The following is a 14,595-nucleotide window of genomic DNA, read 5'->3' as shown; positions in this document are numbered from 1 at the left end:
CACGGCAATGGCACGGGCCATCCGCATCGCACGCTGCACGCGCCGCGGGAATTGGCCACAATGCAGCATGGCATCCATGACCCCTTTTCACTCCGCCCCGGCGACGGGCGGGCAGGACCGGTTGGCGCGCATCGGACACGCTCGCCAGGCAGTTCTTCACGGCGATCCGCTACCTGCAGGCACCGCGCCGCTGGTTGAGAACTGGATAGAACGGTCCTGGATACGGTGCCTGGCCCAGGGCCATCGGCCGGAGCAGGCTCCCTCCTTCGACATGGTTTCTGCCGCCGCGCTGAGGCGCACCCTGGAAGCCAACCATCGGCTGGTGCAGGCTGCGGCACCTGTGCTGGAAAAGCTGGGCCGGGCCATTGCCGACACGCGTTACTTCGCCATCCTGACCAACCAGGCCGGCGTGGTCATCAATGTGAATGGCCCCATCGACCGGCGCGACCGCCGTGCCGACATGATCACACGCATCGGCACGGACCTTTCGGAACAACAAGTGGGCACTACCGCCATCGGCGCAGCACTGACCGAACTGCAACCGGTGTGGCTGCACCGGGGCGAGCATTTTTTTGATGCCACCTCGGTCTACAGCTGCGCCGGTGCGCCCTTGTTCGGCCCCGACGGCCGCTGCGCCGGCATGCTGGACCTGACGGGCATCGAAGTGGTCGAGAGACCCGAGCTCAAACACCTCGTCGCGCAATCCGCGCGCAGCATAGAGAACGCGCTCACTTTGGGCAAGCCCCATGCATTGCTGATCCGGCTGAATTGGCCGGGCCGCACGCTGGGAGATGAAACCGATGGACTTGTGTGCGTGGATACCGATGGTTGCGTCACTGGCGCCAACCAGGCGGCGCGGCAGATGATTTCGCAGATGGGCTTCACCGCAGGCATGGCGCCGCATTGCAACGACCTCTTTGCCATGCCCTTCGAAATGCTGTTTGACGCGGCGCAGCGCCAGGCGCCGGTGAATGGCGGCATCCTGGAGGTGCCGCTCTGGACGGGCCTGCGCCTGCATGTGCTGCCGCAGTTGCCCGGCCGGGACTCTCCGCCCCCGGCAACCAGCCTGCCGCCTTCAGGCGCCGCGTCGCGAACGCTGAAGGAACTCGAAACCGCCTTGATCCGCAAGGCGGTGACCGATTCACGCGGCAATGTGCTGCAGGCCGCAAAAGCGCTCGGCGTCAGCCGGGCCACGGTTTACCGCCGCCTGGGCTCGGGCAAACGCAGCTAGCCCGGCAAACACAAATCAGTGCTTGTGCTCGGCCGTGGCACCGGCTGCTCCCGGCGCGGCAGTGGCAACCGGCAGCCTCAGCTCAAGCTTGCTTTCCACACCTTTGGCGTCCTTGAACAGCAGGGTCACGGGCACCGTGCTGTCTTTGGCCAGCGGCGCCTTGAGGTCCATCAGCATGACGTGGTAACCCCCTGGCTTGAGCTCGACCTTTTTGCCGGCAGGCAAATCAAGCGACGGCACGGCGCGCATTTTCATGACGTCACCGTCCATTTTCATTTCATGCACTTCAGCCACGCCCGCCACCGGCGACGACACGCCGACCAGCTGGGCCCCATCTTTGGCGGTGAGGCTCATAAAAGCCCCCGTGCCTTTTTGCCCTTGCACAGTGGCGCGCGCCCATGCCCCATCGACCTTGACGGCGGCCGTCTGGGCCATGGCGGCCATGCTGGCCAGTGCCATCGAAAAGGCCAACACGGCTTTTGAGAATTTTGCGGATGTCATGTGTAAATGCTCCTTGAAGCAGTAAATTGAATCGGAAATAAAGCCGCCGAGGCTCGCTCAGTGATTGTGTTCACCGCCGCCCGCAGGCATCAGCTCCAGCGCGGCAGCAGGGTTTTTGAGGTCGGACAATTTTTGGCCCGGCTGAGGCACTTCGGCCCAGTCAACCTTGCCGGTCTCGCAAACCTGGCTTACCGGCCAATACAGCACGCCCGCTTTTGCGGGCAGTTTGGCCTGCAGCACAAATTCGTCGTACCAGTCGTTCTGCAGATAGTCGGCGGGGGTTTTTGCGGTCCAGCTGATTCGCGACACATCTTCCGTGATGGTTTTACCGTGGTCCAGCAGCGGCTGCGCCAACTTCTCACGTGTGACCTCCAGCGTCCAGCCTGCTTTGGGCATGGGCTTGGCACCCTGCACACCGGCCGGGATGGTGACCACGATCTGTTTAACGGGCGAATTCCCGCAACCATGCCCGACCTTGAATGTGCCCTTGTAGTAGCTGCCTGCATTGGCGACCTGGTATTCCAGGGTGACGTGTGCGGTGGCAGGCAGGGATACAGCAATAAAGATAGCTCCAGCCCAATAGGGACGAGCGCAAGCAGCTATGGTTTTAATAGCATTTGGGTATTTCATGATTGATTCTTACAGGATTGAAAATTAAAGGCAGCAGGATTTGCGGCTGAAATTAGGGCCAGCCAGCGCAGCGAGCGCCATGCCGAACGGAGCGCACGGGTGCGCAGAAAAGGCTCGTGAAAGTGCACGCTGAAATGAACGATGGCACGGCGCCGGCCGCAAGGCCCGTGCGCGGGATGCCTGAGGCCTCCAGCGAGAGGCGGTTCAGTTCAAAGTGCGGGAGGTGCGCGGCTGAAAGGCAGCCCGGAGATGGCAGTGCCGGTGGTTGCCGGAATATCCGCCACCGCAACCGTGGTACCGGTGACACAGGAAACGCTTGCTACCGGTAGAGGTGGCAGCACCAGCCCTGCTGAGCCGCACAGGTCGCAGCGCTGGCCTGGGGAGGCTGCATTGCCATCGGTGGAGTCCATGCCGGCATCAGACGAAGCGGTGTTGACGCTGCAAATGCCGCTCAGCTTGCCGCTGCGCACGTCCTGGGCCAGCATGGACACCGGTGCCCACAACGCCGCCGCCACGGCCAGGAAAGCCAGCCAGGCGGCAAGGCGTTCCCATACGGGAAGGGTCGGGCGGGATACGGGGTGGTGGGGCACGGGGTGATTATATGTAGCCCCCACGCTCCCCCACTTCGTGTGGGTCGCTGCCCCCCGAGGGGGCCGCCCGCCCTGCGGCCCGGCAAAGCCGGTTCCGCGGCTCATGCTGGATTAATGAGTGCAAGCGGGCAGCCGCGGGACTGGCTTTGCCAGACCGCAGGCGCCGCCCCCTCGAGGAGGGAACAGGCTACACGCAGTGAGACTGGACGGGGGTGGGTGTCTTGCTAGGGCGCCCCAAACCCAAACCGCCGAAACACCTCCTGCGCTTCCGGCGTCAACAAGTAGGCAGCAAACTGCCCAGCAGCAGCATCCCCGCTTCGCGCAGTCAGCCCGTAGGCAGCACTCACCTGCAGGGCCGGCGGCATCTGCACCACGTTCATCCACGGCACTTCTTTGCGAACCGCCACAGCATTGGTGCAATAAGTCAGAAACAGATCAGCACGCCCTTCCGAAACCAGCCACTCATAAACCCCCCGGCCTGCTGGAGGCTGGGGCGCTTCGGGTGAACCGGTGAGCTTGAGTGCCTTGGCGTCCAGTGCCGTGTAAGCACCGGGCTTGAGTGCTTCCGCCTTGCGGAACACTTCCCACGCATAGTCGCCCGACGGGTCCGCCTTCGGTGTGGAGGTACCGAGTTTGACGGCGGGGTCCAGCATCAGGTCGAGCAACTTTCCCGAATCGGCATTGAGCTGCGGCACGGCCAACGCGCACAGCTGGTTGCGCACAAACAGCGTGGGTTGCGCCCATGAACTTCTCCCTGCGGCATGCAGGCGCAGGGGATGCTGCGTGTCGGCCGATGCGAACACCTGCGCCGGCTCGCCCTTCTCGATGCGTTCGCGCAGCAGGCCAGAGGCGCCAAAGGTCAGCTGGGTTTTCACGCCTGTGCGGGCTTCATACGCGCGTGCCGCTTCAGTGAGCGCTTCACGAAGGCTGCCCGCCGCATAAACGCGCAGCGGCGCGGCGCCTTCAGCAGATGCTGCGGGCGACTGGGCATGAGCCATATTCAGGCCTCCTGAAAAAACAACCACCGCCGCAGCAGCCCATACCAGCAGGCGCCGCGGAACCGGCTTTGCCGGGCCGCAGGCGCCGTCCCCTGGAGGGGAGAACAAGCTACACGCGGTGAGCTTGGACAGGGGGGTACTCATTTGGTTGCGTTGGGGAAGAACAGCTGCTCGCCGTTGATCCTGTAGCCGGCAATCACGTTCTGGCCGGCTGGTGAAATCACCCAGTCCACAAACTTCTGTGCCTCGGCAGCCTTGGTCTGCGGATGCTTGGCGGGGTTCACCACCATCACGCCGTACTGGTTAAACAGCTTGGTATCGCCTTCCACCAGCACGACCAGGTCGCCGCGGTTTTTGAAGGACAGCCAGGTGCCGCGGTCGGCCAGCACATAGCCGCCGCTGCTGGCCGCGATGTTGAGCGCCGGGCCCATGCCGCAGCCGCAGGCTTTGTAATTTGTGAAGGCGGGCTTGTCGGCCGGTGTCTCGACGCCTGCGGCTTTCCAGTAGCGAAGTTCGGCGGCGTGCGTGCCGCTCTTGTCACCGCGCGAGATAAAACCGGCATTGGCGGCGCTGAGTTTTTTCAGCGCTTCGACAATGTCCCTGCCCCTGGTTTTGGCCGGATCAGCTGCGGGGCCGATCAGCACGAAATCGTTGTACATCACGGGAAAACGCTTGATGGCAAAGCCCTCAGCCACGACTTTTTCTTCCGCCACCTGGTCGTGCACAAACAGCACGTCGGCGTCGCCCCGGCGGCCCATATCGATGGCCTGGCCGGTGCCCACGGCCACCACTTTCACGTCAATGCCCGTGGCTTTTTTGAACTCGGGCAGCAGGTAGGGAAACAGGCCTGACTGCTCGGTCGAGGTGGTTGACGCCATCACGATAGTGCTGGTTTGCGCTATCGAAACAGTAGCTGCCAGCGCAAGCGGGACAAGCGCCAAAGCCCTGATCGACCCGAAAATTCCCGACACCATGCTCAAGCTGTTCATGCAAGTTCTCCTTTTAAAAATGCTTCTGCCGCTGCGGGGACAGGACCGGTGAAAAAGGCTGCAGTCGGCAAGTCGGCTACCAGCCGGCCGTGCTCCAGGTAAATCACCCGGCTGGCCAGCCGCTTGACCTGCCCCAGGTTGTGGCTGCTGAAAATAAGCGTCATGCCGGCATCGGCAAACTCCGCCATCAGGCGCTCGACCTCGCGCTTGGCCGTGGGGTCCAGGCTGGCCGTGGGTTCGTCGAGCAGCAGAACCTGCGGCTTGAGCGCCCAGGCGCGCGCCAGCGCCACACGCTGCTGCTGCCCACCCGACAGCGCCTTGGCATTGCGTGTAGCCAGGTCTTCCAGCCCCACCCGTTCCAGGGCGGCCAGGGCCTGGACTTTGGCCTCTTGCCAGCGCACACCACCCAGCCACAGTCCCAGCGCCACGTTGTTCAGCACGCTGGCGCGCAACATGTAGGGCCGCTGGAACAGCATGGCCTGCCGCAATTGCACATCGTGCTGAAAGCTGCCGGTAGAAGGCCGGACCAGGCCGTTGAGGGTTCGCAGCAGCGTGCTCTTTCCGCTGCCGTTGGCGCCCACCAGCGCCAGTCTTTCGCCGGCCTTGATACGCAGGCTGCAGCCGCTGAGCGCCTGCACCTGGCCGAACTGCACACCGATGGCATGCAGGTTGAAAACCTGCGTCATGGCTGCGCACCCCCGGCGGCCAGCGCCACATCCGGCAGGCGGTCGTCGAACTGCTCGCGCCAGCGCCGCACCAGCGCTATCAGGATGTTGAGCAGAAGCACCACCCCCAGCAGCACGATACCGAGCGCAAGCGCCAGCGGCAAATCGCCCTTGCTGGTCTCCAGCGCGATCGCGGTCGTCATCACGCGCGTGAAGCCGTCAATGTTGCCGCCCACCACCATCACCGCACCGACCTCCGAGATTGCCCGGCCGAACGCGGCGATCAGCACCGTCAGCAACGCATAACGCTCGTCCCACAAAAGAATGAGGCCTCGCGCGAAGCGGCCTGCGCCCAGCGACTGGAATTGCTCGCCATGGGAACGGTCGGCATCTTCAATGGCCTGGCGAACCAGCGCGGTGACGACCGGCAGCACCAGCACGGCCTGCGCCAGCACCATGGCCTTGAAGGAAAACAGCCAGCCCAGGAAACCGAGCGGCCCGGTTCGCGAAAGCAACAGGTACACCACCAGCCCGACCACCACCGAGGGCAGGGCCAGCGCGGTGTTGAGCACAGCCAGAACCGCACCCCGGCCGCGAAAGCGCGACACGCCCAGCCAGGCACCGAGCAGCAGGCCGCCGCTGCAGGCAATCAGGCAGGCACAAGCGCTCACGGCCAATGAACGGGCCACGATGCTGGCCAGCATGGGATCGAGCGAGGTGATGAGCGTGAATGCCGTGGCGGCGCTGTCTGAGAAGGTGTTCATGTCAAAGCTGTGCGGCACTCTAGCCTAGGGCCTAAGTCCTTGATTTGCATCAGGAATCATCGCTATGAATTGATTTGCATAGGTTGACCAGGCGAGCCGCCATGCGCGCCGCGCCATCTTTCTCCCCTAGCCGATGCACTGATAATCCATGCACCCTCCGCCCTGCCATGCATAAAGTCGAACTCTCTTACCTGCTCACGCCACAGCGCGGCAAAAATGCCCTGATACGCAATCCGCTGATGGACATGCTCCATGCGGTGCGTGAGCAGGGCTCCATCTCCAAAGCCGCCAAGGCGCTCGACCTGTCGTACCGCCACGTGTGGGGTGCACTCAAAGACTGGGAGCAGACCCTGGGACGAACACTGATCGTCTGGGACAAGGGCCAGCGGGCACGGCTCACGGAATTCGGCGAGAAACTGCTTTGGGCCGAACGGCAGGCACAGGCTCGGCTGGCGCCCCAGATCGAAGCGCTGCGGGGCGACATCGAGCGGGCTTTTTCCACCGCCTTTGACGACGACGCCCATGTGCTCACGCTTTACGCCAGCCACGACGCAGCACTTTCTGCATTGCGGGAGCAGGCCAGCCCGCGCGGGCTGCATCTGGACATCCGCTTCATGGGCAGCGTGGACGCCATTGCCGCCCTGAACGCGGGGCGCTGCATGATGGCCGGATTTCACACGCTGGACCAGCCTGGCAGCCAGTCCGTGACAGCCCTGACCTACCGCAACCTGCTCAAGCCCGGACTGCACAAGCTGATCGGTTTCGCCCATCGCAAGCAGGGCCTGATCGTGGCAAAAAACAACCCGCTGCAGATCGCCGGCATCACCGACCTGGCAAGGCCGGGCGTGCGTTACGTGAACCGGGCGGAAGGCACCGGCACGCGCGTGTTGCTGGACGAACTGCTGGGCAAAGCCGGTGTGGCGACTTCAGATATCCAGGGCTACCAGAGCCAGGAGCCATCCCATACGGCCGTAGCCCAGGCGATTGCCAGCAACGTCGCCGATGCCGGCCTTGGCATTGAAACGGCAGCGCGCGAGAAAGGCCTGGGCTTCGTCCCCTTGGCGCAGGAGCGCTACCACCTGGTGTGCCTGAAGTCCGAACTGCCCACACCGCAGGTGCAGGCATTGCTCAAGGAGCTCCAGAGCAGCGACTGGCAGGCCACGCTGGAAGAGTTGCCCGGCTACAGCGGCGAAACGGCCCAGAGCGGCAAGGTGCTGTCCCTGCGCGCCACCTTGCCCTGGTGGACGTACCGCAAGGAAAAATTGGCGAAAAGTGCCTGAAACCCTTTATGAACGAGCGCAAGCAGCTATTCTTTTTATAGCGCGCAGGACCTGAAGCCACAGAAAATATCATCCCGGCCAGGCAGGCAGAAGTTGCGGAACCGGGGATGCTTCAGGCGCGCACGCGTGGCGAACGAGCCGCCGCGCAGAACCTTGTGGCTGCCGAACCAGGGTTCGGAATAGGCCGCGAAAGGGCCGGGCACAAAACCCGGGTAAGCGCGAAAGGTGGTGCCCGTCCACTCCCACACGTCGCCCCAGCGAAAGCCCCTGTGGGCGGCCGTGCACGCAGCGGTTTCCCATTCCACCTCCGCAGGCAAACGGCGCCCGGCCCAGCGGCACCAGGCGTCAGCCTCCCACCAGCTCATGTGCATGGCCGGCTGGTTGCCGAGCATGCGCATGGCCTTGCCAAAGCGGGTCAGCATCACGGCGCCACTGGCCACGCCAATCTGCTCAACGTAACGCGGGCCGCGCCTGCCTTCACTTTTCACGGTGGCCTGCAACCACCCCCATCCTTCGGGCTGCCAGAACTCGGGCCGGTCATAGCCGCCGTCATCGACAAACTCCACGAACTGCGCCCAGCTCACCGGCTGCGCGTCGATCTCGAACTCGGGCACGCTGATGTCATGCTGCGCCAGTTCGTTGTCGAAGGCAAAGCCTGCAGTGTCCGACGGTGCGGCAGAGCCCATTTTCCAGGTGGTAGCCGGGATCAACAGCGCGCCCCGCAGTGCCATGGGCGGGGGTGTGAAGGCTTGCAGCAAATCCTTGTCCATGGGCACACCCAGCATTTGTGCCGCATGGGTCAAGGCTTCGGCCTGCATGTCCTCATAAAAGAGGCACAGGCGGTAGAAGTAGAGCGCGTCGCCGTCCTCCCCGGCTTTGCCCAGCAATTCCAGCGTGCTTTCCAGCGTGTCGAGCAGATAGGCACGGCAAACTTCCACATCGGGCAGGCCAAGCGACCAGCGCTGGCTGTGCGGAACACTCGCAGGGTCCCACCAGCGGTCGGCATCGGGTTCCATCGAAGCGAGGCGGGTGTGCCCCGGTGCGCAGCGTATTCCCTGTGCACGCTGCACATTGCGGCCGATCCACCATTCCTGGAACCAGCCGATATGGCCGAGCATCCACAGCGGAGGGCTCAGCAGTGGGGAGGCCGGCACGGCAAAACCAACGGATTCCAGCGCCTGCTGGTACTGGCCAAAAATCCGCAAGGTGTGATTGCGGGCATCCATCAGCGCCAGCGACAGGACGTCACGGCCGGCGCTGCGCATGAGGGGCGAATCGATCTGGCGGTCCATCGCGAAAAAAATGATTGCTGGCGGGAGTAATGAAAAGGTGTAGCGTCTTGAACCCGCACAAAGTCTGACAAGCACTGACACGAATGGACACAAACAAGACACCATCAAAGCCGCGCGCCGATTGAGGCCAGAATAGCAGACGGACGACCGGCTGGCGCGCATAAGTGTTTAGGTTGCATACTGGGCTCCAGGACAAACAAGGGGCCTGCCAACCCGACGAAATATTGATGGCAAGGTGTCGCGCCACGGCGACTTACCCCCTTTTGTAACAACAAGTACACGGATAGACTCCGGCCAGTCGCCCCGTATCTTGAGAATGCCTGCAGGTGTCTGGAGGACGCATCGACTGCCCCTTGACCCCGCCCCTTGACTCACTCACCAGCACGCCACTTATGCAACCACACGATCTGAACTCATCGCCCGCCGAGCTCGACATGACGCTCCTGGACCTCGGGCCCCTGGCGTGGGTGCTGGAAGAACTGCGCAAGTCGCTGGAAGGCTCCAACAAAGCCCTGAAACGCTTTTTGCGGGAGGCTGAAGGTGTCAGCAACTCCGACCTTGCCGCGCTGGATGCCGGCCAGTTACGCACCGCCCGCCAGCAGTTGCACCAGGCGGTTGGCGCGCTGGAGATGGTCGGCATGAGCGCGCCTGCGCTGGTGCTGCGGGCCATGGAAACGGCGGTGCAAAAATTCATCCAGACACCGGGGCAATGCACACAGGACGCTGCGACCAAAATCGAACTGGCCGGTTTTTCCCTGACGCATTACCTCGAAGACGTGCTGGCCGGCAAACCGGTGTCTGCGGTGTCACTTTTCCCCCAGTACCGCGACATCCAGGGCCTGGTTGGCGCCGACCGCGTCCATCCGGCGGATCTCTGGGTGTTCCAGTGGCGCTGGATAGAGCCGGTCCTCAATATCACCGTCGATGCCAGGGCGTACGGCGGGGAATCCCGGCAACTGCTGGACCGGCTGATGCTGACCCTCATCCGGACCGGTGATGCAGAAGCCGCGCAGAGCCTCAGCGATGTGTGCCTGGGGTTCGCCCAGGGTCAGACCGGCATTGAGCCCAGGACCTTCTGGAAAATTGCAGCGGCGTATTTCGAAGCACTGGCAAAAGGCCTGCTGAAGATCGATCTCTATGTAAAGCGTGCAACCCTGCGCATCCTGCTGCAGTATGTCTGGCTGGCCAAGGGTACGGAGGCGTCGGCCCGGCTTGCGGAAGATCTGCTTTTCCTGTGTTCCCAGGCGAAAGTCCCACGCTCCAGCGACGCGCCGGTGTTGTCGGCAGTGCGCTCGAGTTATGGCCTCACGCGGTTCAAGCCAGTTGACTATGAGTCGGTCCAGTTCGGCCGCTTCGCCCCGGCCCTGATCGCGCAGGCCCGCAAGCGCATCAGCTCGGCAAAGGAAACATGGTCTGCAGCCACCGCTGGAGACCTGAGCAAGTTCAAATTCTTGAACGACCAGTTCAGCCTGGTGACGGATTCACTGGTCAAACTGCATCCGCCGAGCGAGCCGATGGCGCGGTCGCTGACGCGCGTGATCGCCTCGACGGTCAGTTCGGGTCAGGCCCCCAGCCCCGAACTGGCGCTGGAGGTGGCAACCGCCGTGCTGTACCTGGAAGCCGTGTTTGACGATTTCGACCCCAACGACCCGCGCCTGTGGGCCCGGACAGCCCGGCTTGCGGAGCGGCTCGAAAGCGCCAGGACGGGCGGACAGCCACAACCACCGGAATCGTGGATGGAGGAGCTGTATCAACGCGTCAACGACAAACAGACCATGGGAAGCGTGGTGGGTGAACTGCGCGTGGCCCTGGGTGTGCTGGAAAAATCCCTCGACAGCTTTTTCCGCACGCCGGAGGACAAAAAACCCCTGGCCGTGGTACCAGGGCAACTCGCGCAGATGCAGGGCGTGCTGTCCATGCTGGGGGTAGACCAGGCAGCCCTGGCGGTAATGCACATGCGCGAACTCGTGGAACAGATGCTCAAACCTGGTGCCAATGAGCAGCAGGCCCACATGGCAGGATCGGTCGATCGCCTCGGCAATAACCTCGGAGCCTTGAGCTTCCTGATTGACATGCTCAATTACCAGCCCGGCCTGGCCAAAAAGCTGTTTGTGTACGACGCGGTGAAAGGCGAACTGAAGGCAGACAAGGACAACTGAACCGCCAGGAGCGCGGCCGGGACTGCGCCTGAGGGCAGCAGGTGAAATGCCCGAGAAAACACCCTTGTTTTAAACTGGCTGCCTCGCGCACCGCCGGTACCGCGGGAACGCCATTGAAAGCAAGCCATGAACGCCCCTGAAACACTTCCGGGCACCCCACCCCGGCTCACCAGCCTGTCGCATGGCGGCGGTTGCGGCTGCAAGATTGCGCCTGGCGTGCTGAGTGAAATTCTCAAAAACTCCAGCAACCTCCCGATTCCGCCGCAGCTGCTGGTGGGCATTGAAACCGCCGACGACGCGGCTGTTTACCTGCTCAATGACGAGCAGGCGCTGATCGCGACGACCGATTTCTTCATGCCCATCGTCGACGATCCCTACGACTTCGGCCGCATCGCCGCCACCAATGCGATCAGCGACGTCTACGCCATGGGCGGCACGCCCATCATGGCGCTGGGACTGGTGGGCATGCCCATCAATGTGCTGCCGCTGGAGACCATAGGCGCCATCCTGCGCGGCGGGCAGGACGTTTGCCGCGATGCGGGCATTCCGATTGCGGGTGGCCACACCATCGACTCGGTCGAGCCGATTTACGGCCTGGTGGTGCTGGGCCTGGTGCACCCTTCGCGGGTCAAGAAGAATTCCGGCGCGCGCGCCGGTGACGTGCTGGTGCTGGGCAAGCCACTGGGCATCGGCATCCTGTCAGCGGCGCTGAAAAAAGAACAGCTGGATGCCGAGGGCTATGCCCGCATGATCGCGCTCACCACACAGCTCAACAAGCCGGGTATCGAGCTGGCACGCATGGAAGGCGTGCATGCACTCACCGACATCACCGGCTTTGGCCTGGCAGGCCACGGCCTGGAACTGGCCCGCGGGGCCGGCGTCCAGCTGCGTATCGACTGGCATCGCGTGCCGCTGGTCAGTGGCGCGCGCGAACTCGCGGCACAAGGCTGTGTGACGGGCGCCTCGGGGCGCAACTGGGCCAGCTATGGAAATGAAGTGCGTTTGCCCGCCGCCTTTGCCGACGTAGACAAAGCCCTGCTCAGTGACCCGCAAACCTCCGGAGGCCTGCTGGTGTCCTGCAATGCAGACAGCGCCGCCGAGGTTCTGGCAATTTTCCACGCCCAGGGCTTTGCCGAGGCAGCGGTCATCGGGGAGGTCACCGCCGGCTACGGGCTGGCCGTACGCTGAAAAAAATGCGCGAGAGTCTGGTACAAGCCGTAAAACCCTAGGGTAAACCCGGAAATTTTTTGTCAGTCTTTATTCAGTGCGGGAGCGGGCATCCGTCGTACCATTCATGCCTCGACGTACCCGGGTGGGTACTTTCTCATTCAAAAGAACTTATCGGAGACATCCCGTGTCCGCACTCCTCAAACTCGCACTGGCCTACGACTGGCTGACCACGCGACTTGGCAAGATCGCCGCCTGGACGGTGTTGCTCGCCGCGATGATTTCCGCCGGCAACGCCTTTGTGCGCTACGGCCTGGACATCAGTTCCAACGGCTGGCTTGAAATCCAGTGGTACCTGTTCGCCGCCACCGTGATGCTGGGCGCACCTGTGGTCCTCAAGCTCAACGAGCATGTGCGGGTCGACATCATTTACGGCAAGCTCAAGGGCAACGGGCCGGTGTATGTGGATATCTTCGGCCTGGCCGTCTTCCTGCTCCCGGTCATGGGCCTGCTGGCCTACCTGAGCTGGCCGCTGTTCGTGAGCATGCTGCGCTCAGGTGAAGTCTCAGGCAACGCCGGCGGCCTGATCCGCTGGCCGGCGATGCTGCTGCTGCCGCTGGGCTTCGGTCTGATGTTCGTACAGGGCCTCTCGGAAATCATCAAGCGCATCTGCTATCTCCAGGGCAAATTCGAGATGGATACGCACTACGAAAAACCGGTTCAGTGATCCGTTTGCATCGCTCGTTCCCATAAAAATACTTTCAGGACTACCCCATGCAGATGGAAAATTTTGCCCCGATCATGTTCGCGGGCCTCGTGCTGATCATGCTGATCGGCTTTCCCGTAGCTTTCTCGCTGGCCGCCCTCGGGCTGGCCTCGGGCTTCCTGGCCATCGAGATGGGCTGGTTTCCTGCCAGCTTCATGTCCAACCTGCCGCTCAACATGTTCGGCATTTTGTCGAACGAGCTGCTGCTGGCCATTCCATTCTTCACCTTCATGGGCGCCATCCTTGAAAAGTGCGGCCTGGCCGAAGACATGCTGGACTCCATGGGCCAGCTGTTCGGCCCCGCCAAGGGCGGCCTCGGCTACTCGGTGATCATCGTCGGCTTCATCCTGGGCGCGATCACCGGCACGGTGGCTGGCCAGGTGATCGCCATGGCGCTGATCTCGCTGCCCGTGATGATCCGCTATGGCTACAACATGCGCTACGCCACCGGCGTGCTGGCGGCCTCCGGCACCATCACCCAGCTGGTGCCACCGTCACTCGTGCTGATCGTCATGGCCGACCAGCTGGGCCGCTCCGTCGGTGACATGTACAAGGGCGCCTGGGGCCCCTCCATCCTGCAGGTGCTGATCTTCGCGGGCTACACCTTCATGCTTGGCGTGTTCAAGCCGCACCATGTTCCCGGCGTTCCGAAAACCGCGCGCACGCTCAACGGCTGGGCACTGTGGGGTAAATGCCTGCGCGGCATCATCCCGTCGGCCATCCTGATTTTTGCCGTGCTCGGCTCCATGGGTGGCCTGCCCGGCATCAACACCGCCATTGCCACGCCAACCGAAGCCGGCGCCATGGGCGTGGTGGGTGCGCTGATCCTGGCGGCCATGCACAAACGCCTGACCCCGGCGTTGATCTGGGAAGCCATGAGCGGCACGATGCGCCTGACAGCCATGGTGGTCTTCATCCTGATAGGTGCACGCGTCTTCTCGATGGTATTTCAGGGCGTGGACGGCGCCAAGTGGGTCGAGCACATGCTCAGCGGCCTGCCCGGCGGCCAGACCGGCTTCCTGATCGCCGTCAACCTGTTCATCTTCTTCCTGGCTTTTTTCCTCGACTTCTTCGAGATTGCTTTCATCATCCTGCCCATGCTGGGCCCCGTCGCCGACAAGCTGGGCATTGACCTGATCTGGTTCGGCGTGCTGCTGTGCGTGAACATGCAGACCAGCTTCATGCACCCGCCCTTCGGCTTTGCGCTGTTCTACCTGCGAGGGATCGCCGACACCCTGTTCAAGGAAGGACGCATTCCCAAGCCGATCAAGTCCAACGACATTTATCTGGGCGCCATCCCCTGGGTGGCGATGCAGCTGATTCTGGTAGCGATCGTCATCTTCGTGCCGCAAACGGTGACGATCTTCCTCGACAAACCCGAGGTGGTTGACCTGGACAAGGTCAAGATCGAGATACCCGTCGACGAGAGCGCGACCCCGCCCGCGGGCGGGGCCAGCGGTGCAGCAGGCACAGACCCGCTGGCCCCGCCAGCGGAGCCGAATGCCGATGACGAACAGAAAAAACTCGACGAACTGTTCAAGACCAAATAACCGATCGCAGCCT

The 14,595-nt window shown here is 63.0% G+C and carries 14 protein-coding genes; 6 read left to right on the top strand and 8 right to left on the bottom strand.

What is annotated here, in order from left to right; all coding sequences use genetic code 11:
- Positions 1-67 precede the first annotated feature (67 nt).
- Entirely contained in the window at positions 68-1,231 is a 1,164-nt protein-coding gene (locus AC1DYQ_RS00705; RefSeq protein ID WP_477685162.1) for a helix-turn-helix domain-containing protein, read from the top strand.
- A 15-nt stretch (positions 1,232-1,246) separates the two neighbouring features.
- Here the strand turns inward: AC1DYQ_RS00705 and AC1DYQ_RS00700 are convergent, their stop codons facing one another.
- The 7 genes from AC1DYQ_RS00700 to AC1DYQ_RS00670 all read right to left on the bottom strand — a co-directional run bounded on the left by AC1DYQ_RS00700 (position 1,247) and on the right by AC1DYQ_RS00670 (position 6,368).
- On the bottom strand, positions 1,247-1,732 hold the full coding sequence (locus AC1DYQ_RS00700) for a copper chaperone PCu(A)C (protein WP_477685161.1): 486 nt from the start codon (positions 1,730-1,732) through the stop codon (positions 1,247-1,249).
- A gap of 57 nt (positions 1,733-1,789) precedes the next feature.
- Positions 1,790-2,362 (bottom strand): YcnI family copper-binding membrane protein, encoded by a 573-nt coding sequence (locus tag AC1DYQ_RS00695; RefSeq protein ID WP_477685160.1) that lies wholly within the window; start codon positions 2,360-2,362, stop codon positions 1,790-1,792.
- Between the two features lie 209 nt (positions 2,363-2,571).
- Positions 2,572-2,952: a DUF2946 family protein gene (locus AC1DYQ_RS00690; RefSeq protein WP_477685159.1), complete on the bottom strand. Its 381-nt coding sequence runs from the start codon at positions 2,950-2,952 to the stop codon at positions 2,572-2,574.
- A gap of 224 nt (positions 2,953-3,176) precedes the next feature.
- Entirely contained in the window at positions 3,177-3,950 is a 774-nt protein-coding gene (locus AC1DYQ_RS00685) for a molybdate ABC transporter substrate-binding protein (protein ID WP_477685158.1), read from the bottom strand.
- A gap of 140 nt (positions 3,951-4,090) precedes the next feature.
- Entirely contained in the window at positions 4,091-4,939 is an 849-nt protein-coding gene (locus AC1DYQ_RS00680) for an ABC transporter substrate-binding protein (protein WP_477685157.1), read from the bottom strand.
- Positions 4,936-5,625: an ABC transporter ATP-binding protein gene (locus AC1DYQ_RS00675; protein WP_477685156.1), complete on the bottom strand. Its 690-nt coding sequence runs from the start codon at positions 5,623-5,625 to the stop codon at positions 4,936-4,938. The genes AC1DYQ_RS00680 and AC1DYQ_RS00675 overlap by 4 nt, the downstream gene beginning before the upstream one ends.
- A complete protein-coding gene (locus AC1DYQ_RS00670; RefSeq protein ID WP_477685155.1) occupies positions 5,622-6,368 on the bottom strand; it encodes an ABC transporter permease in 747 nt (248 codons plus the stop codon). The genes AC1DYQ_RS00675 and AC1DYQ_RS00670 overlap by 4 nt, the downstream gene beginning before the upstream one ends.
- 167 nt (positions 6,369-6,535) lie before the next feature.
- Between AC1DYQ_RS00670 and AC1DYQ_RS00665 the strand changes: the two genes are divergently transcribed.
- Positions 6,536-7,648: a substrate-binding domain-containing protein gene (locus AC1DYQ_RS00665; RefSeq protein ID WP_477685154.1), complete on the top strand. Its 1,113-nt coding sequence runs from the start codon at positions 6,536-6,538 to the stop codon at positions 7,646-7,648.
- 35 nt (positions 7,649-7,683) lie between these two features.
- Here the strand turns inward: AC1DYQ_RS00665 and senA are convergent, their stop codons facing one another.
- Positions 7,684-8,940 carry a selenoneine synthase SenA gene (gene senA, locus AC1DYQ_RS00660; RefSeq protein WP_477685153.1) on the bottom strand — a complete coding sequence of 419 codons (1,257 nt, stop codon included), beginning with the start codon at positions 8,938-8,940 and terminating at the stop codon, positions 7,684-7,686.
- Between the two features lie 392 nt (positions 8,941-9,332).
- On the opposite strand from senA, the gene AC1DYQ_RS00655 reads away from it, so the two are divergent.
- The 4 genes from AC1DYQ_RS00655 (at position 9,333) to AC1DYQ_RS00640 (ending at position 14,582) form a co-directional block, all read left to right on the top strand.
- Positions 9,333-11,099, top strand: coding sequence for a FimL-related protein (locus tag AC1DYQ_RS00655; protein WP_477685152.1), 1,767 nt, complete (start codon positions 9,333-9,335; stop codon positions 11,097-11,099).
- 126 nt (positions 11,100-11,225) lie between these two features.
- Entirely contained in the window at positions 11,226-12,287 is a 1,062-nt protein-coding gene (selD, locus tag AC1DYQ_RS00650; protein WP_477685151.1) for a selenide, water dikinase SelD, read from the top strand.
- Between the two features lie 166 nt (positions 12,288-12,453).
- On the top strand, positions 12,454-12,993 hold the full coding sequence (locus AC1DYQ_RS00645; protein WP_477685150.1) for a TRAP transporter small permease subunit: 540 nt from the start codon (positions 12,454-12,456) through the stop codon (positions 12,991-12,993).
- Positions 12,994-13,040: 47 nt separating this feature from the next.
- Positions 13,041-14,582: a TRAP transporter large permease gene (locus AC1DYQ_RS00640; protein WP_457280019.1), complete on the top strand. Its 1,542-nt coding sequence runs from the start codon at positions 13,041-13,043 to the stop codon at positions 14,580-14,582.
- Positions 14,583-14,595: the final 13 nt, after the last annotated feature.

It is taken from the genome of Polaromonas sp. P1_F4, from assembly GCF_056405675.1.
Note: the sequence above shows the minus strand (reverse complement) of the source record. Positions and strands in the feature narration are given on the sequence as shown.

Excerpts from the sequence above, each read along its gene's own strand:
- AC1DYQ_RS00705 (WP_477685162.1), top strand. The coding sequence starts at position 68 with ATGGCATCCATGACCCCTTTTCACTCCGCCCCGGCGACGGGCGGGCAG.
- AC1DYQ_RS00700 (WP_477685161.1), bottom strand. The coding sequence starts at position 1,732 with ATGACATCCGCAAAATTCTCAAAAGCCGTGTTGGCCTTTTCGATGGCA.
- AC1DYQ_RS00695 (WP_477685160.1), bottom strand. The coding sequence starts at position 2,362 with ATGAAATACCCAAATGCTATTAAAACCATAGCTGCTTGCGCTCGTCCC.
- AC1DYQ_RS00685 (WP_477685158.1), bottom strand. The coding sequence starts at position 3,950 with ATGGCTCATGCCCAGTCGCCCGCAGCATCTGCTGAAGGCGCCGCGCCG.
- AC1DYQ_RS00680 (WP_477685157.1), bottom strand. The coding sequence starts at position 4,939 with ATGAACAGCTTGAGCATGGTGTCGGGAATTTTCGGGTCGATCAGGGCT.
- AC1DYQ_RS00675 (WP_477685156.1), bottom strand. The coding sequence starts at position 5,625 with ATGACGCAGGTTTTCAACCTGCATGCCATCGGTGTGCAGTTCGGCCAG.
- AC1DYQ_RS00670 (WP_477685155.1), bottom strand. The coding sequence starts at position 6,368 with ATGAACACCTTCTCAGACAGCGCCGCCACGGCATTCACGCTCATCACC.
- AC1DYQ_RS00665 (WP_477685154.1), top strand. The coding sequence starts at position 6,536 with ATGCATAAAGTCGAACTCTCTTACCTGCTCACGCCACAGCGCGGCAAA.
- senA (WP_477685153.1), bottom strand. The coding sequence starts at position 8,940 with ATGGACCGCCAGATCGATTCGCCCCTCATGCGCAGCGCCGGCCGTGAC.
- AC1DYQ_RS00655 (WP_477685152.1), top strand. The coding sequence starts at position 9,333 with ATGCAACCACACGATCTGAACTCATCGCCCGCCGAGCTCGACATGACG.
- selD (WP_477685151.1), top strand. The coding sequence starts at position 11,226 with ATGAACGCCCCTGAAACACTTCCGGGCACCCCACCCCGGCTCACCAGC.
- AC1DYQ_RS00640 (WP_457280019.1), top strand. The coding sequence starts at position 13,041 with ATGCAGATGGAAAATTTTGCCCCGATCATGTTCGCGGGCCTCGTGCTG.